The sequence below is a fragment of the Hoylesella buccalis ATCC 35310 genome (assembly GCF_025151385.1).
Lineage (GTDB): Bacteria > Bacteroidota > Bacteroidia > Bacteroidales > Bacteroidaceae > Prevotella > Prevotella buccalis.
Map to the genome: position 1 here is coordinate 42,405 of NZ_CP102287.1, position 23,627 is coordinate 66,031.

20 protein-coding genes are annotated in these 23,627 nt (G+C 41.8%); 3 read left to right on the top strand and 17 right to left on the bottom strand.

All coding sequences use genetic code 11. The features are described 5' to 3' along the window. Window positions 1-86: 86 nt before the first annotated feature. Window positions 87-887, bottom strand: a complete 801-nt coding sequence (locus NQ518_RS00135; RefSeq protein WP_227961424.1) for a hypothetical protein — start codon at window positions 885-887, stop codon at window positions 87-89. A gap of 1,024 nt (window positions 888-1,911) precedes the next feature. Between NQ518_RS00135 and NQ518_RS00140 the strand changes: the two genes are divergently transcribed. The 3 genes from NQ518_RS00140 (at window position 1,912) to NQ518_RS00150 (ending at window position 4,920) form a co-directional block, all read left to right on the top strand. After that, complete coding sequence (locus tag NQ518_RS00140) at window positions 1,912-3,210, top strand: replication-associated recombination protein A (protein WP_227961422.1); 1,299 nt, start codon at window positions 1,912-1,914, stop codon at window positions 3,208-3,210. Between the two features lie 8 nt (window positions 3,211-3,218). After that, window positions 3,219-4,208: a D-2-hydroxyacid dehydrogenase gene (locus NQ518_RS00145; protein WP_227961420.1), complete on the top strand. Its 990-nt coding sequence runs from the start codon at window positions 3,219-3,221 to the stop codon at window positions 4,206-4,208. 76 nt (window positions 4,209-4,284) lie between these two features. After that, window positions 4,285-4,920 (top strand): trimeric intracellular cation channel family protein, encoded by a 636-nt coding sequence (locus tag NQ518_RS00150; protein ID WP_227961418.1) that lies wholly within the window; start codon window positions 4,285-4,287, stop codon window positions 4,918-4,920. A 42-nt stretch (window positions 4,921-4,962) separates the two neighbouring features. Here NQ518_RS00150 and NQ518_RS00155 read toward each other — a convergent pair whose 3' ends face one another. From NQ518_RS00155 to NQ518_RS00230, 16 genes are all read right to left on the bottom strand, one after another. Continuing rightward, the gene (locus tag NQ518_RS00155; protein WP_227961416.1) at window positions 4,963-5,586 is read right to left on the bottom strand and encodes an outer membrane beta-barrel protein; all 624 of its coding nucleotides are present in this window, start codon (window positions 5,584-5,586) and stop codon (window positions 4,963-4,965) included. 185 nt (window positions 5,587-5,771) lie between these two features. Further along, window positions 5,772-6,881, bottom strand: a complete 1,110-nt coding sequence (locus NQ518_RS00160) for a DegT/DnrJ/EryC1/StrS family aminotransferase (protein WP_227961414.1) — start codon at window positions 6,879-6,881, stop codon at window positions 5,772-5,774. After that, on the bottom strand, window positions 6,878-7,816 hold the full coding sequence (locus tag NQ518_RS00165; protein WP_227204810.1) for a GNAT family N-acetyltransferase: 939 nt from the start codon (window positions 7,814-7,816) through the stop codon (window positions 6,878-6,880). The genes NQ518_RS00160 and NQ518_RS00165 overlap by 4 nt, the downstream gene beginning before the upstream one ends. 2 nt (window positions 7,817-7,818) lie before the next feature. Then, complete coding sequence (locus tag NQ518_RS00170) at window positions 7,819-8,220, bottom strand: sugar 3,4-ketoisomerase (RefSeq protein ID WP_227204812.1); 402 nt, start codon at window positions 8,218-8,220, stop codon at window positions 7,819-7,821. A 13-nt stretch (window positions 8,221-8,233) separates the two neighbouring features. Next, entirely contained in the window at window positions 8,234-9,382 is a 1,149-nt protein-coding gene (gene rfbB / locus NQ518_RS00175) for a dTDP-glucose 4,6-dehydratase (RefSeq protein ID WP_227204813.1), read from the bottom strand. Continuing rightward, window positions 9,379-9,645, bottom strand: coding sequence for a hypothetical protein (locus NQ518_RS00180; protein WP_227204815.1), 267 nt, complete (start codon window positions 9,643-9,645; stop codon window positions 9,379-9,381). Before NQ518_RS00180 ends, rfbB begins: the two co-directional genes overlap by 4 nt. A gap of 7 nt (window positions 9,646-9,652) precedes the next feature. Next, on the bottom strand, window positions 9,653-10,159 hold the full coding sequence (locus NQ518_RS00185) for a metallophosphoesterase family protein (protein ID WP_004349809.1): 507 nt from the start codon (window positions 10,157-10,159) through the stop codon (window positions 9,653-9,655). Beyond that, a complete protein-coding gene (locus NQ518_RS00190) occupies window positions 10,156-10,809 on the bottom strand; it encodes a cytidylate kinase-like family protein (RefSeq protein ID WP_227961412.1) in 654 nt (217 codons plus the stop codon). The genes NQ518_RS00185 and NQ518_RS00190 overlap by 4 nt, the downstream gene beginning before the upstream one ends. Further along, window positions 10,781-12,169: an MATE family efflux transporter gene (locus tag NQ518_RS00195; RefSeq protein WP_227961410.1), complete on the bottom strand. Its 1,389-nt coding sequence runs from the start codon at window positions 12,167-12,169 to the stop codon at window positions 10,781-10,783. The genes NQ518_RS00190 and NQ518_RS00195 overlap by 29 nt, the downstream gene beginning before the upstream one ends. 268 nt (window positions 12,170-12,437) lie before the next feature. Then, window positions 12,438-13,370, bottom strand: a complete 933-nt coding sequence (locus NQ518_RS00200) for a fibrobacter succinogenes major paralogous domain-containing protein (protein WP_227961409.1) — start codon at window positions 13,368-13,370, stop codon at window positions 12,438-12,440. A gap of 40 nt (window positions 13,371-13,410) precedes the next feature. After that, window positions 13,411-13,830 (bottom strand): hypothetical protein, encoded by a 420-nt coding sequence (locus tag NQ518_RS00205; protein WP_227961407.1) that lies wholly within the window; start codon window positions 13,828-13,830, stop codon window positions 13,411-13,413. 97 nt (window positions 13,831-13,927) lie between these two features. Beyond that, on the bottom strand, window positions 13,928-14,821 hold the full coding sequence (locus tag NQ518_RS00210) for a ChaN family lipoprotein (protein ID WP_227204825.1): 894 nt from the start codon (window positions 14,819-14,821) through the stop codon (window positions 13,928-13,930). Continuing rightward, complete coding sequence (locus NQ518_RS00215) at window positions 14,805-17,648, bottom strand: M16 family metallopeptidase (RefSeq protein WP_227961405.1); 2,844 nt, start codon at window positions 17,646-17,648, stop codon at window positions 14,805-14,807. The genes NQ518_RS00210 and NQ518_RS00215 overlap by 17 nt, the downstream gene beginning before the upstream one ends. Before the next feature lie 94 nt (window positions 17,649-17,742). Continuing rightward, window positions 17,743-18,960 (bottom strand): DUF4929 family protein, encoded by a 1,218-nt coding sequence (locus NQ518_RS00220; RefSeq protein ID WP_227961403.1) that lies wholly within the window; start codon window positions 18,958-18,960, stop codon window positions 17,743-17,745. A 102-nt stretch (window positions 18,961-19,062) separates the two neighbouring features. Next, a complete protein-coding gene (locus tag NQ518_RS00225; protein ID WP_227961401.1) occupies window positions 19,063-20,472 on the bottom strand; it encodes a RagB/SusD family nutrient uptake outer membrane protein in 1,410 nt (469 codons plus the stop codon). Window positions 20,473-20,476: 4 nt separating this feature from the next. Further along, on the bottom strand, window positions 20,477-23,548 hold the full coding sequence (locus NQ518_RS00230) for a SusC/RagA family TonB-linked outer membrane protein (protein ID WP_374211144.1): 3,072 nt from the start codon (window positions 23,546-23,548) through the stop codon (window positions 20,477-20,479). Window positions 23,549-23,627: the final 79 nt, after the last annotated feature.

Here is a 23,627-nt window from a genome sequence, read left to right on the forward strand (position 1 = left end):
TATTTTACCAACCGGAGAGGAGTTTAGCGGGGCTTTGTTCAGTAGCCCCACTTTTCTATCATTGTTGTCTATATGGATTTTCAGCATTAGTATTCGTCTTCATCCGAAACGTCTGCTGCTTCCAAGTCTAAATCTTCCGGATTTGTCTCGAAAGTGGTGCGATAGCTTTCTTCCGTCAGTTTGTCGTCATCGTAAGAGTCGTCATCGTCTTTGTCATCATCTGCATTTTGTAGTTTTGGCAAGTCTTCATCCTCCTCGTTAAAGTCTTCATCCAGTGCAGCTTTTCCTCTGGAAAGCTTGTTTTTACTGAGTTCCGTCTTTGGCTTTTCCTTTGCAAAAATGGCCTCTACCCATGATCCTTTTGGAATTTCAAGAACTTCAAATCCATCGTTGACCTTCTTTTCATACATGCCGCTGGGGTTGTGAAGTCTGTTTTGCGGAAGCGTTGTCGTACTGATGTCGAAGCCGCTTTCAATGATGTCTTTAATGCTCTGCGACAGCGAGTCCCAGCCACCACCAAAGTTTCTGTCCAGTACTTCAATGAGTTTTGCTGCCGATATGTGGCGGATGTTCTCGTATGTAAGGTCGGTTACGCGTACGATAGGCTTTTTCTTAACAGCCCACTTTTGCTTTGATGCTTCGTCAGTGCGCAGCTTACCCACCTTAAAGCCTCGTTCTTCGTATTTCTTAATGACTTCAGGTTTGTCAACTTTGATTTCCTCGGTCTCGAAAGCACTTTTAATAATGTCAAGATAATGACGCATGTTATCCTTGAGGTCAGCATCTTTCTGAGCCGCTTCCCATAGCCTGAAAACATCATTTTCCTGTAATTCCCAAACACTACTCTTGGTCAATGTCTTGAGGGACAAAGCGTTTTTTTGTTTCATATCTTTTTTAGTGGTCATTTATCTTTGATTGAATTGCCATGCGATTGCGCAAATAGCGTCAACAGTTTGGATGCCAGTGCCTATTTCTATGAGATGCCGTTCATCCATTTGTTGGCTGTTTGTAGCAGTCAAAGAACAGTGTTGTCTTATCCTGTTTGTTTGGCTGCAAAAATAAATACTTAATTCTTAATTGACAAACTTTTTTGCAAATATTTGAGGTAAACTAAAAAACGTGGTAATCACGCATGGGGATTACAAACTTTGCGAGTTATGGAGATGATACAAAACCAGACTGTCGATGTCATTTTTCTGTCAACAAGTAAATGCGTGTAGGGACGATAGAAATTTAGGTTACCCATCATAGCATCCTCACTTGTGAGCAGTATATCGGCAAGAAAACATCGAAAAATAATGAAACATTTTTCTTGACAAACCACTCTTTATCCTTCGCATATTCTCCACCAACCTTCCAATTTTTTCAAATTTCGCAAGCATCAGTGAAGTTCGTATCTTGTTGATGTGTAAGTTGTTCTGCGTTTCATACAAGTTCATGACGCCAGTTTCACTTAACTTTTCTTGGTAAAAGCATGCTTTTAACGCTGTTATTGATATGACCTTAGTGCTCAATTACATGTTTGTTGGGCGGCAAAAGCATGTTCTTTGACCGCTTAACTCATAGTGTTTGTCCAGACAGTGCAATTTCCGTTCTCTAATGAGGGTGTGATGCTCCTCATTTACCTATTATTTTTTTCTATTTTACCATTTTACAAGTGCCCATTTTTTGTCATTTATTCGGACAAACAAACGTAAGGTGACACATGGACGCTTCGATGGCTTGCCTACGCAAGCAGCCATTAGTTCCTCCCACATAGATACGCTCTTAGGGCGGATAGAATAGTTGTAAAAAAACACCATGTGCACCGTTGGTTCACGAAACTTTTATTATCTTTGCATGTACACAGAGTGCTTTGAATTTACAGTCCAATGACGATTTTCGAGCCTGTGTGTTTGTTGACAATGGATTATGAGTGAACCTTTAGCAGAAAGAATGCGTCCTCGTACGCTCGACGAATATGTGGGGCAGCAGCACTTGGTAGGAGAGGGTGCTGTGTTGCGCAAGATGATTGAGGCTGGCAGGATTTCTTCTTTCATCTTGTGGGGGCCACCGGGTGTGGGAAAAACCACCTTGGCTCATATCATTGCCAACATGTTGCAAACGCCGTTTTATACGTTAAGTGCCGTTACCAGCGGGGTGAAAGATGTGCGCGAGGTGATTGAACGGGCTAAAAACAGCAGTTTTTTCAATTCCGCATCGCCTATTTTGTTCATCGACGAGATTCATCGGTTCAGCAAGTCGCAACAAGACTCGCTGTTGGGTGCTGTCGAAAAAGGCGTTGTCACGCTCATCGGCGCCACCACTGAGAATCCCTCTTTCGAGGTCATCCGCCCCTTGTTGTCGCGGTGTCAGCTGTATGTGCTCAAGTCTTTGGAAAAAGATGACCTCTTGGAACTGCTTCATCGCGCCATCTATGAGGATGTAGTGCTCAAACAGCGTCACATCACTTTGAAAGAAACGGGCGCCATTTTGCGATATAGTGGAGGTGATGCCCGTAAATTACTCAATATCTTGGATTTGGTCATTGGTGCTTCAGCTACCGAAGAGGTGGTCATTACCGACGAACTGGTTAAGACTCAGCTGCAACAAAACCCACTGGCATACGACAAAGGTGGCGAGATGCACTATGACATCATTTCGGCCTTCATCAAGAGCATCCGTGGCAGCGACCCTGATGCGGCGCTCTATTGGATGGCGAGGATGATTGAAGGTGGCGAGGATCCACAATTCATTGCCCGCCGACTGGTTATCAGTGCGGCCGAAGATGTGGGACTGGCCAATCCCAATGCGCTGTTGCTGGCTAATGCAGCTTTTGACGCTGTCATGAAGTTGGGATGGCCCGAAGGCCGAATACCGCTGGCCGAAGCGGCCGTGTATCTGGCTGCCAGTCCGAAGAGCAATTCTAGTTATTTGGGCATCGACGCTGCGCTGGCGTTGGTCAAGGAGACGGGTAATTTGCCGGTTCCCCTGCACTTGCGCAATGCGCCCACACAGTTGATGAAGCAACTGGGTTATCATGACGGCTATTTGTACAGTCATGATTATCCCGGACACTTTGTTGAACAACAATATCTGCCTGATGCCGTGAAGGACAGGCGTATGTGGCACGCGCAGCATAGTGCGGCTGAAGAAAAATTATATCAATGGATGCGTCAGTGCTGGGGATCGCGTTATGACGAGACTTCCACGTCGCAAAATGAATCATAGAAAGGAGAATGTTTATGGAAACAAACGAGAAGAAACCCACTGTCAACATTGTTGTTCTGGACGGACATTGTGTCAATCCCGGTGATTTGTCGTGGGATGGATTCAAAGAGCTGGGCCGTCTCACCGTTTACGAACGTACGAAAGCCGAAGAAGTTGTAGAACGTGCGAAGGATGCGCAGATTGTTTTGGTTAACAAGGTGTCCATGAAGGCCGACATCATTGCGCAATTACCCAAGCTGAAATATATCGGTGTGTTAGCAACAGGCTTCAATCACATCGATGTGAAGGCCGCCCAAGAACATGGCGTGATGGTGTGCAACATTCCGTCGTACAGTACATATAGTGTGGCTCAGATGGTATTTGCCAGCATTTTTACCATCACGAACCGGGTAGAGCATTATGCCCAGCAGACACGCGAGGGGCAGTGGTCAAAGCGTAGTGATTTCTGTTACTGGGACACGCCTTTGCTTGAATTGGCTGGAAAGACGATGGGAATTGTCGGATTGGGTAACATCGGGATGAAGGTCGCACGCATCGCTCGTGAGTTTGGCATGGAGGTATATGCCTATACCAGTAAGAATTCGGTGGATCTTCCATCGGGCATCCAAAAGACAACCCTTGACGGCTTGTTCTCGGTGAGTGACATCCTGTCTTTACATTGTCCTTTGTCAGAGCGCACGCGTGAACTCATCAAGGCTGATAACTTACGCAAAATGAAGCATGGCGCCATCTTGATCAATACCGGAAGAGGCCCCTTGGTCAACGAAGCTGATGTTGCCGCAGCCTTGGAAAGCGGTCAGTTGGCCGCCTACGGAGCTGATGTGATGTGCTCGGAGCCACCCGCTGCCGACAATCCATTACTGAAACAACCCAATGCCTTCATCACTCCTCATATTGCATGGGCTACCGTTGAAGCGCGCAGCAGACTGATGAACATTGCCTTGGACAACGTGAAGTGCTTTCTGGAAGGGGCTGCACAAAACGTAGTGAACTGTTGATGGGTGCGCAAGAGATTGCTGCAATCCTTTTTGATGAGTATAATAAAAATCGCATCTAAGTGCGTTTTAAAAGAATATGTTCTATCAAAATCCGGAAATAGTCCACTCTATACAGCAGGGTATAGAGTTTGTTGGGACGTTTGCTTTTGCGATATCTGGCATTCGACACGCAGCAGCCAAGAATTTTGATTGGTTCGGTGGTTTTGTATGTGGTATCGCCGTTGCCATCGGTGGCGGAACCATTCGTGATGTCATGATTGGTGTAACGCCATTTTGGATGACGTCGAGCATTTACATCATTTGTACAGTATTGGCTCAACTGTTCGTCATTGTTTTTTCAAAGTTTTTGAGGCGGTTGGATAATACCTGGTTCGTTTTTGATACATTGGGCTTGGCCTTGTTTACTATTGCCGGCATCCAGAAGTCTTTGGCCTATGATTTCCCTTTTTGGGTAGCTATCATCATGGGGTGTATCACAGGTTCGGCCGGAGGCGTGATACGCGATGTGTTGCTAAATAACGTACCCATTATCTTCCAAAAAGAGATTTATGCCATGGCCAGTATCCTTGGGGGCTTGGTTTATTGGGTTCTCATCAGTTTAGGCGTTGATGTGAGCATCACGGTAGTTTCTTCGTTCTTGGTGGTGTGTGTCATCCGATTTTTGGCCGTTAGGTATCATCTTTCCTTGCCTCGTTTGCGCTTAGAAGAATAGGTGTGTGCGTGCAGGCAAGCAGGGAACGGTTGACAATTGCCGTTAGAAAACCCTGAACCTGTAGCCAAGCGTGAGGATGATGGAGGAGTTTCTGCTGTTTCCCATGATGGCCTTTGCTTTGTCAGTCTTGGCAAGTTTTCTGAAAGGATATTGGTAACGGGCATCCAGACATACGTTGTGCCATACGAAGCAGAGTCCCACGGGGATGGTCACGTCACTCCTGTACAATTCTTTTTTGATGCTTTTTCCGTTGCATTCCATCGTGATGGCGTATGCTGCATGAATACCGGTGTATAGTCCCAGTCTGTCTGCGATGTATTGCTTGAATAAAAAGTCGGTATTGATATAGTTCAATCGATAGTCGAATGTGGCCCCTGCCTCTGGTGAAGCTAAGGAGATGGCATTGTGGCTGCCATGGTGAGAAAAGGTCAATTCGGTTTGGATGGCAAACGATTTGGTAAGGAAGGCTTCGGTATATATTCCTCCCATCCCGGTGATCTTGGCTTCACCATGCAAAGCTGTCAGATTAGAATAGATGGCGCCACCTTTTACTCCCACGTAGGTATCCCATGGTTGGCGTTCGAATTTGGGCTTGAAAGTGCTTTGTCCCCAGCAGGTGATAGCAGCAAAGGCTACAAGAAAAAGTGCCAAAAAACCTTTTTTCATATCGTTTTACAATTGTGCTGTAAAAATACAATTATTTTATGATATGACAAAGTGTTTTGTTATTTTAGCATAAAAATTAGCGGGAATGCATGTTCTTTGTTTATAGAGGGTAGTTAAGTTTGGTGGTATGATTGATTCAATGATTGGTTCTTACCCGTATCAATTGGCGGCCTTGGGACTATCCATTATTTTTTCAAGTGATACGTGTTCAGTGCGTTGACAATGGTTTTTACCTCATCATTCGTGAGCGTTTGGTTCAACGGAATGCTCACTTCGTGATGATGAATCTTTTCGGCAATGGGGTAGGAGCGGTCGTTCCACTCTTTGTATGCCTGCTGTTTGTGGGGAGGTATGGGGTAGTGGATATTGGTTTGTATGCCCATGCTGTTTAAGTGTCTTTGCAGTTCGTCTGGATATTGTGTCAGCACGGGGAACACATGCCACACGTTTCCGGTTGAATCGTGTGAAGGAAGCGTGATTTCTGCGTTGTGAATGTGCGTGAGATAGTAGTGGGCTATCTCTTGTCTTCTTGTGTTTTCCTCATCCAGATACTTGAGTTTTACGCTCAATACGGCAGCCTGCAGCTCGTCCATCCTGCTGTTTCTTCCTTTATAGTCAAAGACATATTTTCGTGATGAGCCGTAATTGCCCAGCGATCTGATGACGTTTGCCAGTTTGGCATCATCGGTTGTCACGGCTCCTGCATCGCCCAATGCGCCCAAGTTCTTGCTGGGATAAAAGCTATGAGCCGCTGCATCTCCTAACGACCCGGTGCGATGCCCCTCACTGTACAGGCAACCGTGTGCCTGTGCGTTATCTTCCAGCAGCTTCAGATGATGTTTTTGACAGAGCTTACCTATCTTTTCTGTGTATGCACAACGTCCATACAGGTGCACCAGCATGATGCCTTTGGTGTGTTCGGTGATGGCCTGCTCTATCAAGTTGTCGTCAATTTCAAGGGTGTCTATGCGTGGTTCCACCAGTACGGGTACCAGATGGTTGGCCGTAATCGATAGAATGGTGGCGATGTAGGTGTTGGATGGAACGATGATTTCATCGCCTTCATGCATCTCGCCCAGCTCCATGTAAGCTCTGAGTATGAGGGTGAGCGCATCCAGTCCGTTGGCGCAACTCACGCAATGTTGCGTGCCAATGTATTCGGCATATTGTTTTTCAAACGTTTGTACCGCCTGACCTTGCAGATACCAACCACTCTCAACTACTTTATTGACAGCTTGTTTTATCACTGCCAGGTGTTCATTGGTTACTCGTTGTAAAGATAAATAGGGTATCATATATCCCATTGATAAGTGTCATAACATATAGCACGACCGCCAAACCCCTCTTTTTGATGAATGAGGGAGGCGTTGAGCAGATGCCCATCTTGCAGGGTAGACGTGCCAAAATCAAAATATTGTCGTTTGTCCCACGACTGATGGAGTAAGAAATGGAACAGCCCATCGATGACACGCAGTTGCTTTCCTTCGGGCGATGCCGAGATATATTGCGTATGCACCACGTTGGGCGTGAGATAAAGAACGGTTCCTCCTAACACCATGTTATCTTTGCATGCCACATATAACAGAATGTGATGGGGGAGACGCTGGTGCAACAGTTCTATTTCCTGCAAGCTATGAACGGGTTTCGCACCGTATTTGTTCATCAAATTGTCATCCAACACCCGCCAAAAAGCGGCAAAATCGTTGCTAAGTTTGATTTCGATGCCATTTTTCATGCATTGTTTAACACCGCGTCTACGGTTCTCACTCCATTTTAGGGGATGCGTCAAATCAATGACAGAAGAAATGCTTCGTGCCACTAATTGGGCGTTGCAGACTTTGAAGAGTGCGTACAAATCCTCTTCGGCAGGTATCAGGTGATAGATAGAAGGTGTGGGACGGTACACCACTTGCTTGAATCCATGATTGCGAAGGTGTTGGTTAAGCTCTTCAAACAGCACGAGGATGTCGGCGGTTCTCACTTGTTGATCCATGATGAGACCACCGTATGTCAGTCCAAAATGCGAATACAGGGTGTCGTCAACACGATGGGCGGGCAGCATGGCATACAGCTTTTCGTCTTTGTAGAACATCAACGAATAGTCATTGAACCTGTCTTCGTGGTAGCTCATGTAGCTTCTGTCGAACAAGAACGTGGCATTTTTTGCCTTTGCTACATAGCCGTTCCATCGTTCTTCATCAGCTTTGGTGTATCTACGAATGTCAAACATGCTTACTTTTGCTTGATGTATTCCAAGAAAGCATCATATTCTCTTATATAATCAGCTTCGTCAAAGCTCTCAGAAGCCAATACCAAGCACACGGCACCCGACGAGAAATCGTCGAGTGTTCGCCAGGTACTCGTGTCGACAAAAAGCCCTTGATAGGGGTGATTCAGCAAGACCGTCACCTGCTCCCGACCGTTGTCGAGCGTTACATGGAAGCTGCCGCTGAGAGCAATGATGAACTCTTGGCATTGTTTGTGGGCGTGTCCACCTCTGTTTTCGCCAGCCGGAACATCGTACACCCAATACACCCGCTTCACATCAAAGGGTACATCCTTGCAACCTTCGGCAACAGTAAGGTTTCCTCTGGGGTCTATTATCTTGACTAAGTCAATGATTTTCGCTTCCAATTGCTCGTGTTTCTTATCGGTTACCGTACATTTGTTCGTAGTATTTTTGGTAGTCTCCAGAGGTTACCTCGTTGATCCAATCCTGATGTTGTAGGTTCCATTTAATGGTTTTCACAATTCCATCGGCAAACATAGTTTCAGGATACCACCCCAAATCGTTCTTTATCTTTGTAGGATCAATAGCATAACGCTGGTCGTGTCCCAATCTATCAGCAACAAAAGTAATCAGGCTGTCGTTAATCCAATCAATCTTAATGTTGCCTTGTTCATCCACCTCTTGCTTCTTCAGCACCTTTCTCAGGTCTTTATCCTGCTGCATCATGTCGTGAATGGTCTTGATAGTGAGCTTCACAATATCGATGTTTTTCATCTCGTTATGCCCACCTACATTGTACACCTCGCCTTCTTTACCCTCTCGCACCACCATGTCAATGGCTTTGCAGTGGTCTTCTACATAGAGCCAGTCGCGCACATTGTCGCCTTTGCCGTATACAGGAAGTTGCTTACCCTCAAGGATATTTTTGATAATGAGCGGTATCAACTTCTCTGGAAAGTGATAAGGACCGTAGTTATTAGAGCATCGCGTGATGCTCACGGGCATGCGGTAGGTGTCGCGATAAGCCATGACAATCATGTCGGCACTGGTCTTTGACGCACTATAGGGACTGTGCGGACACAGCGGAGTTTGTTCTGTAAAGAATCCTTCTGCGCCCAATGAGCCGTAAACCTCATCGGTAGAAACCTGATGATAGCGTTTGCCAGCTTTCCAAGTGGGATAACCTTGTGCATCTTTGCCCGTGACCCAAGCCCTTCGGGCAGCGTCCATGAGGTTTTGAGTGCCAAGTATGTTCACCGAAAGAAACAATTGTGGGTCCTCGATACTGCGGTCCACATGGCTCTCAGCGGCAAAGTTTACGACAAAGTCTATATCGTGTTCAGCAAACAACTTGTCTGCCAAAGCCCTGTCTCTGATGTCGCCTTTTACGAAGAAGCAACGTTTGTTGTCAATGTCATTCTTGATAGTACCCAGATTGCCTGCGTAGGTCAGTGCATCCAGTATAATCACCTTGATGTCTTCGTTCTTGTACTTTTTGTCAAGAAGATACTTGATGAAGTTGGCTCCGATGAAGCCTGCGGCTCCTGTCACTAAGTATGTTTTCATATTTCTTGTTGTTTTTTATGATCTTTGTCTTTAACCACTTTGTCGTAAGTTTCCCTGTATTCCTGATTCTTTTCCTTTCGTTTTTTCTGTTCTTTGTAGTCAGAATAGATGTTGAGCAACGTCATGATAAATCCAAACGAGGCACTCTCAATCATAAAATTTTGCCAATGATATTCACTACCCCAATCGAACAGGTGTTGTAAACCATAATAAACGCCGGTCAGTACAATAAATTGAAATAAATAGGTATGTGCTTTTTTCATCTGTGTTTTATGGATGATGGTTCTTATCACTTAATGTAATAACTTCACAATCGGTGAATTTATTGCCTTCTATGGTCAATCTTATCAGCGTTCTTTCACGATGCCAGCCTTGTAAGCCTGCCGCACCGGGATTGATGTGCAGCAAGTTGAGTGTTTTGTCGTATTGCACTTTCAGGATATGCGAGTGTCCACAAACGAATAATTGAGGTGGCGAAGCAAACAGCAAGCTGCGTATTTGTGGGGCGTAATTGCCAGGATAGCCGCCGATGTGCGTCAGCAATACATCCACATCTTCGCACTTGAAACGCAGTTTGTCACGGTACATTCGTCGCAAGTCACCACCGTCACAGTTACCACAAACAGCCCTTAACGGCTTGATGGCAGCCAATTTTTGTGCCACTTCCAATGAGCCAATGTCGCCAGCATGCCATATCTCATCACATTCGGCAAAGTATTTCTCGTACTTGTCGTCCCAATAGGCGTGCGTGTCACTGATGATACCAATTCGTTTCATGGCTTCCTTCCTTTTTCTGTGTTATCGAGTTCAAAGCGCCGACGAATGAAACAGCCTATGATATCTGCTGTTTTCTCCAGACCCATGATGCTCGAGTTCACACAAAGGTCGTAGCTACTGCTATGTCCCCACTTCTTTCCCGTGTAATAATTGTAGTACGAAGACCTGTCGCTCTCCTTGTTGATAATCAGTTTTCTGGCAGCCTCTTCGTCACATTTCTGCCGTTCACAAACCAGTTGGATGCGGTCTTTCATGTCAGCAGTGATGAAGATGTTCACCACGTTTGGATAAGTTCGCAGCACATAGTCGGCGGCTCGTCCCACAAAAACACAACTACCTTCATCGGCAGCCTTCATGATGGCTTCGCTTTGGAACTGAAAAAGACTCTCTTGTGAGAACTTATTGTCGTAGAAGTTATTATCACTTAATAAGGGTGCATGCGTGTGAAAGAGGGTTTGGAAAAACCCTTTGTGCTCATCATTCTGCTCAAAAAACTTCTCGCTGAACCCACTTTCCTTAGCAGCTAAATTGAGTATCTCTTTGTCATAAAACTGACATCCAAACTCATCGGCAAGCAGTTTGGCGATAATGCGTCCACCACTGCCCACTTGTCGGCCAATGTTAATGATTATCTTCTTTTTGTGTTCCATTGGTAGATTCTTTATGTTGTATTTTGAATTTCTTCATATAAATCGTCATCATCGTCACAGCCACGATGACAGCAACAAGGTCTGAAGCAGGTAGTGAGGCCCATACGCCATCTATTCCAAACATGGGAGGTAGGATAGCCAGCAGAGGTAATAAGAAAAGTAGCTGCCGGGATAAAGACAAGAAAATGCTAATTTTTACTTTTCCGATACACTGAAAAAAGTTGGTAATAACCATCTGCGCCCCGACAACAGGGAACATCAGCAGGTCAATGCGCACACCTTTGATAGACATCTCAATGAGTGTCGGGTCGCTTGTAAAGAGACGCACGCAGTAATAGGGTATGAACATGGCGATAGCCCAGCCAACTGTCATGATAACCGTGGCAGCTATAATGGATAACTGTAAAACCCTCATCACCCGATCCAGCTGCATTGCACCGTAATTGTAGCCAGCAATAGGCTGCATTCCTTGATTGATGCCCATAACGAACATGATGAAAACTACGGCGATACTATTGGCGATGCCATAAGCTCCTACTGCCATGTCACCTCCATAGCGCACAAACTGATTGTTCATGAATATAACAATGATGCAAGCGCAAGCGTTCATCAAGAAAGGAGAGATGCCAATGCCGATGATATTTTTCACCAAATCGGACTTAAGGCGATAGATACCTCTTTTAAGATGCAACAACTCATTGGGGTTGCTAAACAACTTGAGCTGCCAAACCAATGCCATGGCTTGTGAAATAATCGTTGCGAAAGCGGCTCCTCGAATACCCCAGCCCCACCAAAGGATAAAGATGGCATCGAGGATAATATTCATAACCACGGTAAACATGGTGGCGTACATGGCGTGCTTGGGCTTGCTGGCCGCCCGCAGCACGTTGTTCATGCCAAAATACATGTGCGATATGATGTTACCAATTAAGATAACTTGCATATAGTCTCGTGCATAAGGCAAGGTGTTTTCACTGGCTCCGAAAAATAAAATGATGGGATCTAAAAAGATTAAGCAGATAATTCCGAAGGCAAGTCCTATAATAATATTTAATGTAACAGAGTTGCCCAATACATTCTCGGCAATATCGTAGTCCTTCTGTCCCAATTTCACAGAAATAGCAGTAGACGATCCTACACCTACAGCAGCACCAAAAGCAGCAGACAAGTTCATGAGTGGAAAGGTAATAGCTAATCCTGAAATAGCTAACGGACCCACCACCTGACCGATGAAAATGCGATCTATCATATTATATAACGATGATGCCGTCATGGCAATCACGGCCGGCATGGCGTATTGCATCAGTAGAGCGCCAACAGGTTTGGTTCCTAATTCTAATGTTGCTGCTTTATTACCCATTCAAAAATCTCCATGTTTATCTTTGCAAAAGTACGAAAATATTCTATACTTTAGACGTTAATATGAAGATAAAACTAACTACCTGTTGTCCTTTCATTTCAAAACCGTAGCAGTTAGGGCGATAGATATCATGTAAAAATTGATGTGTGTTTATCCGAATAAAGAGAGTCGGTATTATAAAATGAAAGTAAGAAACGTTCCGTCAGAAAGTTTCTTACTTCCAAGGGGCCATAAAGAGTTGTTTCATTATTATTTGAAACAGCTTTTATTATTTGGTTTCTACCAAGATAGGTCTGATACAGTTTCCATTATTAGCATCGCCACCATTTTGATTAATGTAGAATCCATCGCGGTCGAACGATACTTCAAAAGCATAATTATCTGTTTTATTGAACAGTTGGCTTGTCCAATAATAACCACCATATCCAGCATTTTTTATCTTGTTTTCAAAGCGATACCCTGCTAATGGCAAAAAGAGATTTTTCTCTACTTCAGCTTTCGAGAACTCTTTAGCTATGGTATTTGTTTCGCCAAAATCTCCTGCCGCTTCTGTAATCAGACAGCCATAAAGTTGCTTGCCGTTATTTAATGTAATATAACCTAACTGCCAATCGCACCCATCTTTTAAGTAATTCCAATCGGATTTAGACGGCATGCGCCATTTACCTTTCGTAGCCCAAAATGCCAAATCACCATATTTTGCTTCGTCGAAGTTCTTGGTCTCATCTTTACAATCAATATCTTTATACATTTTTCCAGAGATGTTGTAAATATCCCAAGGCCCATTACCAAAGGCCTTTACAGCGTCTGCTCCCTGTGTTATGGCTGCATTGCCTAATACTCCCCATCTGAAATGATCTACTTGCGTATCACTGAGTTTACATTTGGTATTTCCTTCGCCAGCTTTTCCATAGACAGCATTGAAGTACTCCCATTGGTTGGCAGCAATTCGCCACTTTCCATTATCATAAACAAGGTTCCCCATTGCCCATTTTTTATCGCCCATGGTAATAAAGCGTGGTTCATCTTGTGGCTCTTCCTCCTTGCCTTTTATCTCTTCAAACATGACATCTTTGATTTCGCTTGTTGCAATAGTAAGAACTTCACCGTTTACTTTGTTTATCTTCATGTTGTATTCTTGAGCATTGATACTTACCGCAATAGCTGATAAAACAAACGAGAGAATGATTTTTCTTTTCATATTTCTTGTGAATTATGGTTTATATTGTTTTCTATAAAAGTTATTTATTTACAATTTTAATTACATTTTTATTTGATTGGAAAATGTAAACGCCATGTGGCATGGTTGAGACATCAATATTCACAGAACCTTGCGAATCGGCTTTGTAATGTGCTACTTCTACTCCGTTGAGGGTAAAAACTCTTACGACAGATGATGCTGTGAGCCCTTGGTACATCACATGACCATTGAGAACAATTGGTTTCTGTGCAACTGTTCGTTCTTTTTCAATGTTTGTCGTGGGTTGCTGCTTTGAGAAATAATAGCGTACGACTTGATTGGTGACAATTTCTTTTGTTTCATTGAAATTGTCAGTAATCACCAAATTTCCACCCTTAAAAGAAATGACGGGTTGTTTGTCCATTCCAAAGGTAACAAAACTTTTGTCCTTAAACTCAACGATCAAATATTCTGTTGCCATTGTTCGGAAAGGCGTAATCATGAACAATACGCATGACAGTACGAGCTTGTAATTGATTTTCATTTTATACGTTGTTTATTTTATTATAATTGTTTATCTAATATGTATTTGTCATATCCTCCGGCACACAAAGGTAATAATCTGCTAATCCCTTGTATGTATCATCTAAAAATGTAATATCTTCTTGTCGCACAGTACGCAGAGTAATTATTTTTTTCTTGGGGGCATATTTCCTTAGGTAGGTGATAATGCCACTGTTGCCATCAGTGTGGATATTTCCATTTATATGCAACATCTTAGGAGTGGAGGTTTGTGCGATATGCCATGCCATTGTTGCATCTTTGAGTGCCTGTGCTTCAGAAAGGTGGCTGTTATCTTTATTTGATTTTCCACCACCCAACATTCTCATCATGGCAAATCCTTGTTCGGCTTGTGGGTTTGGCTCGTAGGGAATGGGTAATGGAGGGAAAAACTCCTTGGCTTCTTTAGAAAGTGAATCAATGAATGCTAACCCGTGTTCTTTAACCATTGCCGCATATCTTCTTGGTACATTTGTTGCCACAGTTGGTATCTTGTTTTCACGAGCGAAGTTGACAATTGGCGCATAATCTGTAACGTAATTGGGCCATATACGCGCCTCTTCTTCGAATCTGTCAGAGAAAATAAGTCCTTGCAAATATTCATTAAGAATGAGTTGATTGTCGGCTTCGAACATCTCCATACCTAATGCCAAATTTTTTCCATGTACCAAATAGAGTGATTGCAGAATGCGTAACTCTAACCAGTGAGTAATGGCACAATTATGTATCTCGCCTAAAAATACGACGTCTGCCTTTGATAGTTGTCGCACCATTTGTTGATAATCGATAGTTTTGCCATTGTTGTCGTATAATCGATACGCATCATAAGTTTTCTGTTGCGCATTTGCGAACATGGATCCTGCTGCTACTATAACAAGTAGAAAGGATAGAAATTTATTTGTTTGTTTCATCTGTCTTTATTAGTACTATTCGTTTGTTTAATTTGATATGTTGCTTAAACATTTGTTGTATTTCCTGTGGTGTGATTTGTTGCAAGATAGATTCGTAATGGTTGAAGTCAGCAATGCTCTCATCATTTTTTATCAATAATGTGAGTGCATTTTTCCACTCTATGGGTGTGTCGTTGGATAGAGCTTGCTGCTTAGCTACCAAAAACGATCGCTTCATTTTTTCAAGATTAGCTGTGCTTACTGCAGTGTCTTGAAATTGTGTGACGATGTTGCAGAGAGTTTGTTCAACCTTTTCCAGATTGTTCTTTTCTGCATCAATGGTAAGTTGTAAATATGCTCGTTGTTGTGGGTATCCATCGTAAAATAGGTCGACGTAAGGTGAATATACGATGTGAAGCTTTTCTCGCAGGATATCAATAACGCGTTCTTGCAACAAGTCACGCATTAGTTTCATGCAGAGAGACGTTCTCAACCCAGGATGATAGTTGAAGGGAAGTACCATATAGAGTGTTCCATTTTGATGACTATCATTGTCTATAAATACTTTTCGCACCTCATTGTGCGGTAAGCTTATAGGTCGATTGTCCAAAGGCATGGCATCTTGTTGAGGCATTTCAGAAAAGATAGCGACAGCTTGCGGTATAATTTTTGTCAAATCAAATCCCCCTGTTAGGATGATTGTTGTATTGCGCAAATCACCAAATGTACGCTTATAGTAGGTTGCCAACGTATCTAAATCAAGCTGTTGCCAATCTGCTTTATTCATTAAAAAAGTTTTATCTCTTCCGTTTCCAACCAATGAATCAATGCAAATATCTATGAGTCGGTTAATATCTCGTTTCATCATACGCTGTAACAAGGTCTCTTTTCCATTATTCGTTATTTCTGATTGTTTCAGATTTTCGAATAGTGGATAATCTAAGCCTGGATGCATTATTTTTTCTCTGATCAAACGAAATAAAGAAGAGCTATAGCAGACTGGTCCAGAAGCTAATAATTGATGCCAATATTGGTCTACTCCCAAAGCCATTGAGAGTGATTTTTGCATCATGATGTCAGACAGCGTATCGTTTGGCAATCCTTGTATACCACCCAGATCCACATAAGCAATAGCATCGTAGTAGCGTTTTTGTTGTAGAGTTGTAAGGTCTGCCATTCCGCCACGTCCTATCCATGCGATGTAAATGGTAGAGTCGGCGGTATTGGTAGGTTTGAGCAATAAGCGTATTCCATTGGAAAGTTTTATATCGGTTACGCCCAACTTTTCATGATAGTTTTGCTTTGTTATAGCTCCTTTTGCAATCTCGTACTTTTTCAGATCCCATTCGGGGCGTTGTATGGCAGCACTTGGAGAACTTGGATGAGGTAGATGGAATGTGTATCTTTCCATGTTTTGCCGCTGTCCTTGTTGCCATGCTTGTATGATTGCTTGCTTGGACAATGAATTGTCACTATGACTATTGTAAGCTATTAGGCTTGATTTTCGCATTTGTTTCAACAGGAAGCTTAAACGCTTTACAATATCTCTGCTCGTAGTTTTACTTAATAGCACTTTCAGCTGATTGGCTTCTTGATTAGAGTAAATTCGTCTTTCCCCAAAAATAACATAATCAATTAGATCATCGCAAATCTCAGTAGCAGTTTTGTCTTCTTTTTCAACAATCATTTTTTCTTGTTGCTTTTTGATGAGATGTTGAAGTTCTATGGAGCAGATACCTTGCTTGACAATACGTCTACATTCTGCTGAGGCAGCTCTTATGGATTGTAGCAATGTGCTGTTATGCGTTGATGAAAATGAGAATGTAAAATGATTTTTATTTGCTAAATACCACGAGTCATAGACTTCGCACCTTGTTCCGCTTTCCTTTAATCTGTTGTTGAGTAAAGAACACACAATTTCCATACGTTTACGTTCAAGCATGTTGTGCAGATTGGTGGTAAAAGGCATGACATGTGGAATTATCCAATCAATTTTTTGAGTGGTTTGTAAACTATCGGTTAACACCATATAGTTGGTGCCTTTGCTGTAAGTTAAAGGATAAGAGGGAGGTGTAGTTTGCTTGTTTGTTTTTGGAAGATGTCCCAATGTTGTTGATATCAAATGTTTAGCCTCCTTAACGTCTACATCTCCAACAATAATAATAGTTGCATTATGAGGCTTGTACCATTTGTTGTAATATTGTAGTAATGCTTTAGGCGTTACAGCTTTAATTTCTTGTTCTGAACCCAAAGGCATACGCTTAGAATATCTTCCTGTTCCTATTTTTAGCGTATAAAAATCATCAGGCAGGGTATAACTGCGAAGTTCTTCTATAATGGTGCCTTTCTCATTTTCAACATGAGATGTTGATATTTCAATAGCACCAAGCCAATCGCTTGTCGAATGAAGTGCTAATTGCAGTATTTCAGAACGTTGTTGGGCGCTGGTGATCGGTAGAGATAAGGAATAAATGGTACGGTCGAATCCTGTAAACGCATTAATATCTCGCCCATATTTCATTCCTTGCGCCTCGAAAGCCTGTATCATAGTGCGATTGGGAAAATGTTTAGTTCCCTCAAACGCTAAATGTTCCAAGAAGTGTGCGCATCCTCTTTGTTCTTCATCTTCAACCAACGAACCTATTCGCATAATCATCCGCATTTCTATTTTATGCGATTGGTTTGTAGTAGGTACAAGGATGTAACGTAAGCCATTGGTGAGTTCCCCCTCAACAGCATTGGGAGAAAGGGGAGGGAACGTTGTGTCCCTCGCCCTTGCTATAGAAATAGAAAAAACAAGTAGAAGTGATAATAAGCTTATTCTACAAGTTGTTAGTTTTATGTGCATATACCTTTAGGGTATGATATTGTGAATTTTTTATTGTTTACACTTGTCACCGCTTCATAATAGAAGAGGAGATGATTCTGTTCTTTAATCAATATTAAAAGGTATATTCTACATTTATTTGTGTGTAGCCATTCGCCTCATCAAAGTCCCATGGGAATGTAAAAGACATCTTCCCTCCCTTGAAGTCAAGAACAGAGGTAGGCTTGATGTAGTCAGACGGATCGTTCTTATATGAATCCTTGTCTATGGTGCTATATCCGAGCCATTTATTTGGGGAAATACTTCCACCTGCATCAATTACATCTTGGTTAATTAATATCGTTTGCTCATGGTCTTCATAAGGCAATTTGATGGTAACGGAGACATTTCCTTGCTTTACAATGTTCTGCAAACGGTCCCATGCAGAGAACTTGTATGAAAAAGGCACCACAGTTATTTCGTCTCCATATACATCCTTTCCCGTTCCTAAGAAATTGATTTTTCCATCTTTAATATTGAGTTCAATATTGTCAAGAGCTGTCGTGAATGTATCTTCCTTAGGATCAAACTTTACAGCTTTCACAACAGCCAAGCCATTAGGTTGTTGTTGGAAGAATTCTGTATCCTCAACTGTCTTCTTTTTAAGTACCATGTAGAAAAAGTCGTTAAGTCCCATTGCATTGGATATCATCTTTAAAACGGGTTTGTCGGCAGTGGCTTTTTCGCTGAGTGTAATAATGGTGTAACCGTTGAATGTTTCTTTCTCTTTACCTCCAAAGTATTGTTCTTTGTCACTTGCATTATAACTAACAGTTGCTTTTACCTTTATTTTACCAAGGATGCTTGTGAGGTCAACTCCAAACTTTTCTTTATAACCCTTGATTAAAGATTGTTGTGCTTCTGTAAAGACTGGAATATCACTATCTTGTCGAACATTAATAGTCACAGGCTTTAATAATTTTACGTTATCATTGTTTATGTGACCCACATTGATGGTAATAGAACGAACTCCTTTAACTAAATGTTTGTTGTTGGATTTGATAGTAAAGGTTTGAACCTTTTCACCTTTCTTGAAAACAAGATTTTGCGTAGAAAGTTCTACAATCTTGTCATCGTTTCCTGTGACCATCAAATTGGCAGTAATGTCTTCCTCTGGTGTAAAGGACAGACTTGCCTTAATCGCGATAGTCGTATTATCATCTTCTGCAATTTCATGAACTCCTTGCAGTTCAAGATTTAGATGATTTGTCATTTGCTCATCCTTATCCTCTGTACAAGAGGGAATAAGAAAAAGTGCCAAAAGGGCTGCTAATGTAAACTTAATGGTTTTCATTGTGTAATTGTTATAAAAAAATGAGTTATTTTTATGAGATATTTGCCAGCTCCGTGTGATGTCTTTTAGTGTGATGTCATGTTAGACGATATCACCTACTTTTCATTTGTCATTTGTATAATACCAGCCTTTGTTTTGGTTGATTTCAGCAAGATTAAAGCGGTATTCTGCTTTTGGTATAGGGAAAGTCCACCGATAGTCGTCTTTTGATATATAAGCGGAATGTCCCTCGCCCCATAAAGTTAAGCGAGCAAGCGGTTTGTTATGTGTACGTTTTAAGTCAAAGTAATTAGTGCCTTCTCCAGCAAACTCTTCGTATCTGTCGTGAAGGATAGAATCGACTAAATCTTTGCCATTCAAATTTTCTGTGAGCATGTTCTTTCCAGTTAATTTTCGATAACTGTTTATCGTTGCAATAGCCTTGTTATAATTTCCTATTTGTGCATAAGCTTCAGCCACCATGAAGATAAGACCTGCCCGCCGCATTTTGTTAAGGTAGGAGACGACCATGTTTTCTTTTTGTAACTTGTTATATTTACCCAAGAGCATGACCTGTTTGTTGTACATCTTTTTGGGTATAATCGCCATGTCATAACGTTTGTCTGATTTGTCAATCGCAAAGTTTGGGTTGATGGCAAATAAATCTCCTTTGTTTCTATCGTATTCCAAATTAGTGAAAACAGGACTATCCATATAAAAAGCAAAAATACGTTCTGTTGAGTTCTTGTCAGTCCATAAAGAATTGTATTCTTTTTCATAGGAGTCAGACTCTGTCTTTGGCATTGTAGAAAGCTGTGGGACAGCATACTCGAGAACTTTATCCCATTGTCCCATATAAAGGTAGAGATCGGCTAATAAGTAGTGAGCTGCATCGTTCGACATCCACATCTGATTTTTGTTGTTGAAGGGATGTTGTGCTGTTTGTAGTAATAAATCCTCGATATAACTCGTACATTCTTTGATAGAACTACGCTGTTTGTTTTCTATTCCGAGTGTCGACTTTAGTATGATTCCCATGTCGTCTGGGTTTCTGTCGTAGGCTGGAGCATATATCTTGAGTAATTGCAAATAGCACCAAGCTTTTAGTAGTTTGCTTTCCGAGGAAATATTAATAATTTCCTGCTTGTCACCTTCTTTTTCTATCTGCACTTGTGGCAGTCGTTCATCTAAAGCATCACAGATAGCAATAACGTTATAATATCCAAGCCAAAGATTCGTGGAAAGTTGTGTGATTTCTTTAGGACGCCACGCATACAGGTTTGTTAATTCAACATTGCTGTGAGAGAGTGACGTGGGGCAAAAGTCATTGCCTAAGATTGAAAACTCCAATTCGTAATGAGGATATGCCCTATATGCTGAAGTTAAGAGTGAACGTGCATTTTGAACATTGGTAATCGCATCGGGGTCTGAAAACATATCCATTGGCGGAATGTTGAGCGAACACGATGTAAATATCATCGCAGAAATGATATAATGAAACAATAATATATTTTTGCGTGTTATCTTAAACATAATTTCAAAATGTTAGGTTCATATTAAATGTGAACACAGGTTGAAGTGTTCCAGAAAGTTTTCCACTTTCTGGATCCGACTCCTTAAAGGATGTCCATGTATAGAGATTTGAACCTTGAAATCCCACTGAGGCGAATTGTAAAAAAGGTAAATGCTTTTCTAACCATTTTCCTGCAATGCGGTATCTCAATGACACCATGGATAATTTTAACATGTTGCTTGAACCAACTGTGCGAGAGGTTGCATACAAAGCCATGTTTTCTTCAGCCACACTGTTTGCGTAATAGGGTGTGGGATAAATTTTGTGCTCATCTCCTTGCTTAAACCACATGTGCTCAGTAAGTCCAGCAATAGCATTCTTGTTTGCATTGTCTTTATTACGTACGTACTTGTAATCAAATTGACGAATACCCGAAAGCGTGTAGTAAAAGCCAACATTCATTTCAAATTCTTTGTATTGAAAATCAACATTCAATCCTCCGTTGTAGGGTGGTGTGAGATGACCTAAGGATTGGAAGTCAGACTTCGTAAGAAATTCGCTTGCTTGTTTTTCCTTGCCGTCAGGAGTCTTGAATACAGGATAACCAGTAAGAGGATTAATGCCTAATGAATGAAGCCCATACAGCATATCGTATGATTTACCTACCTCGTAAGTTGGCAGTATATCATCTTCGTTCGTATATAATCGATTGCCGTCATATAGATCAATAACTTTGTTGCGATTATAGCAAAAATTGGCACGCAAATTTAACCTGCTGTCATAATTATCAATAATCCTAACGTTAAAGCCTAACTCTATACCGTTATTTTGTAGAATTCCAACGTTGCGTTTCATCAATTGAAACCCTGTGCTTGTCGCAATAGGTACATCCAACAGGGCTTCTTCTGTAATGCGATTATACCAATTCGCATCAAATGTAATGCGGTGAAATAGTTCAAGGGTTAGACCAGCGTCCATTGATTTGTTTTGCTCTGCTTTCAAATCTTTATTATAAAGCATAAGTAGTTCCAATGGCCTTACCTCATCATAGCCTTTATTGGAAAATGAGAATGTGCCAATCGTTTGTGATACCGAAACGCCATTAAGATTAGCTGTTACGCCATACGATGCTTTTAGGTTCAGTGCAGATATTATCTTATTGCCCTTCAAAAATGAATAGTTGGTTGGCGTCCACCCTATTCCTGTTGCCCAAGCAGAGTTCCAACGCTTTTCTTTAGGAAGAACGGATGACGCATCCGCTTTGTAGGTAGCGTAAAAGTCGTAGATGTTTTTAAGGGAATAGCCACCTACCACACCTATACCCAATTGTGCATTCCTGTCATGTGGGTTTCGTATCTCAGGTTGCCTAAGCCCTTGCAGCGAATGGTTTATGGCAGAAGGTGAGTCTATATTACCCACACCATATCCCGTGATGCCTACTCCCTCATTGTCGTAAAAGTAATAATCTATATTCGCACCAAGAGTAAGGTCGTGTATGTCATTGATTACTTGATTATATGTTGCTCTAAAGTTGCTCGATATGTTTGTTGTCGCATTTTGAGATTTGCTGTATATCCCGCGCCTTAGGAGAGGGATACCTTGATGCTGTTCACTGTAAGAGGTAGCAGGAGTAAATCGATGATTGTTGCCAAAGCTCAAGTCAGCACCTGCAATATAGGCCAATGTTAGTCCTGCAAAGGGTGTAAGAGTGAGGTTGGCGGAAAACCCCACGTCTTTATCTGTATGGTCTTGTTGGAATTGGTAAAGTAAGTCATTGAACCTTTGTCCTGGATATGAATAAAGTTGTGATGAAGTTGTTTCGTAAGGATTAAGGTTATACACCAATGAAGTTGGGTCGAATGTTGTGCCAGTTGGCGTATTCGTTTTTGCATATCCACCATTGACTCCCAACATCATATAACCAATCTTTCCTAAACGTTGGTCTAAGCTAAGACGTACACTATAACGTTGTTTGTCGTTTCCTTTCATTCTTCCACCTTGATTGGCATAGTTCGCAGAAACATAATATGTCGTTGAATTGTTCCCGCCTTTCAAGCTGAAGCTGTGGCGTTGGTAGATATTATTATGTATCAGTTCGTTAAACCAGTCTGTGTCAATTTTCCGTAATTCATTGAGATATACTTCTCCTTCTTTGATAAGTTGAGCCTTATCAGGATTATCTGCCTCATACTTGTTGTAATAGTCGGCACTAAACCGATAGCCTGGTGTGGCAGGATTTTGTAAAAGTCGTTCAAATTCCAATTTTTCACTGGAATTCATTAACCGAACTCCTCGCTTTCCGCGTCCCGTAATTCCGATATTGTTGCTGTAGGATATGGTAAGTTTGCCACTATACCCACGTTGTGACGTTATTTCCAAAACCCCATTAGCAGCTTTAACGCCGTATAAGGCACATGCTGATGCGTTCTTTAGTACCTTAATACTTGCAATATCTTGTGGGGGAAGGTTATAAAAGGTTTCGGCAGCTATTATTTTTCCGTCTAAAACATACAATGGTTCATTGGTCATATTCCCCTTTCTAAATGAAGAGTTTCCACGTATGCGTATTTCAGGGGCTTTACCCAATTCCCCTGTATTAGAAACCATTAATCCTGGTACCATTCCTTGCATAGCCAATCCCATGTCAATCATTGGCTTATCTTTAAGTGCTCTCATGTCTACATTAACCACTGCACCCGATTTAGCTCGCAAGTCAATCGCGTTGATATTGCTTTTTGCACGTATTACAACTTCATTTATTTGATTTACATCTTCTGACAACTTCACATTTAGGCATGGTGTGTTATCTTTACATTTCACTTTTTTTGTGGCATATCCCACATATGAGAATGTTACAGTAAATGAATTTTGTCGTGGAATACTTAATAAAAATCGTCCTTCGTTATTTGTAACAGTCATCGTATTAGTGCCATCCACTTTCACTGACACGCCTATTAGAGGCTCGTTATTTGTGTCAGTAACATAACCAAAAACCTTACTTGTTTGAGCATGAGTATTGAGAATGCCCCCTATCATACACAGCAAGACAAAAATACTTTTCTTGCATGATGTGTTCCCAAATAGCAGCAAAGTCATCTGTACGATTTTGGTTGTTTTGGCTGTGTGTTTTGGCTTAATACGTAACATGTATGCACTATTTTACTAACGGATAAGA

Excerpts from the sequence above, each read along its gene's own strand:
- NQ518_RS00135 (WP_227961424.1), bottom strand. The coding sequence starts at position 887 with ATGAAACAAAAAAACGCTTTGTCCCTCAAGACATTGACCAAGAGTAGT.
- NQ518_RS00140 (WP_227961422.1), top strand. The coding sequence starts at position 1,912 with ATGAGTGAACCTTTAGCAGAAAGAATGCGTCCTCGTACGCTCGACGAA.
- NQ518_RS00145 (WP_227961420.1), top strand. The coding sequence starts at position 3,219 with ATGTTTATGGAAACAAACGAGAAGAAACCCACTGTCAACATTGTTGTT.
- NQ518_RS00150 (WP_227961418.1), top strand. The coding sequence starts at position 4,285 with ATGTTCTATCAAAATCCGGAAATAGTCCACTCTATACAGCAGGGTATA.
- NQ518_RS00155 (WP_227961416.1), bottom strand. The coding sequence starts at position 5,586 with ATGAAAAAAGGTTTTTTGGCACTTTTTCTTGTAGCCTTTGCTGCTATC.
- NQ518_RS00160 (WP_227961414.1), bottom strand. The coding sequence starts at position 6,881 with ATGATACCCTATTTATCTTTACAACGAGTAACCAATGAACACCTGGCA.
- NQ518_RS00165 (WP_227204810.1), bottom strand. The coding sequence starts at position 7,816 with ATGTTTGACATTCGTAGATACACCAAAGCTGATGAAGAACGATGGAAC.
- rfbB (WP_227204813.1), bottom strand. The coding sequence starts at position 9,382 with ATGAAAACATACTTAGTGACAGGAGCCGCAGGCTTCATCGGAGCCAAC.
- NQ518_RS00180 (WP_227204815.1), bottom strand. The coding sequence starts at position 9,645 with ATGAAAAAAGCACATACCTATTTATTTCAATTTATTGTACTGACCGGC.
- NQ518_RS00185 (WP_004349809.1), bottom strand. The coding sequence starts at position 10,159 with ATGAAACGAATTGGTATCATCAGTGACACGCACGCCTATTGGGACGAC.
- NQ518_RS00190 (WP_227961412.1), bottom strand. The coding sequence starts at position 10,809 with ATGGAACACAAAAAGAAGATAATCATTAACATTGGCCGACAAGTGGGC.
- NQ518_RS00195 (WP_227961410.1), bottom strand. The coding sequence starts at position 12,169 with ATGGGTAATAAAGCAGCAACATTAGAATTAGGAACCAAACCTGTTGGC.
- NQ518_RS00200 (WP_227961409.1), bottom strand. The coding sequence starts at position 13,370 with ATGAAAAGAAAAATCATTCTCTCGTTTGTTTTATCAGCTATTGCGGTA.
- NQ518_RS00205 (WP_227961407.1), bottom strand. The coding sequence starts at position 13,830 with ATGGCAACAGAATATTTGATCGTTGAGTTTAAGGACAAAAGTTTTGTT.
- NQ518_RS00210 (WP_227204825.1), bottom strand. The coding sequence starts at position 14,821 with ATGAAACAAACAAATAAATTTCTATCCTTTCTACTTGTTATAGTAGCA.
- NQ518_RS00215 (WP_227961405.1), bottom strand. The coding sequence starts at position 17,648 with ATGCACATAAAACTAACAACTTGTAGAATAAGCTTATTATCACTTCTA.
- NQ518_RS00220 (WP_227961403.1), bottom strand. The coding sequence starts at position 18,960 with ATGAAAACCATTAAGTTTACATTAGCAGCCCTTTTGGCACTTTTTCTT.
- NQ518_RS00225 (WP_227961401.1), bottom strand. The coding sequence starts at position 20,472 with ATGTTTAAGATAACACGCAAAAATATATTATTGTTTCATTATATCATT.
- NQ518_RS00230 (WP_374211144.1), bottom strand. The coding sequence starts at position 23,548 with ATGACTTTGCTGCTATTTGGGAACACATCATGCAAGAAAAGTATTTTT.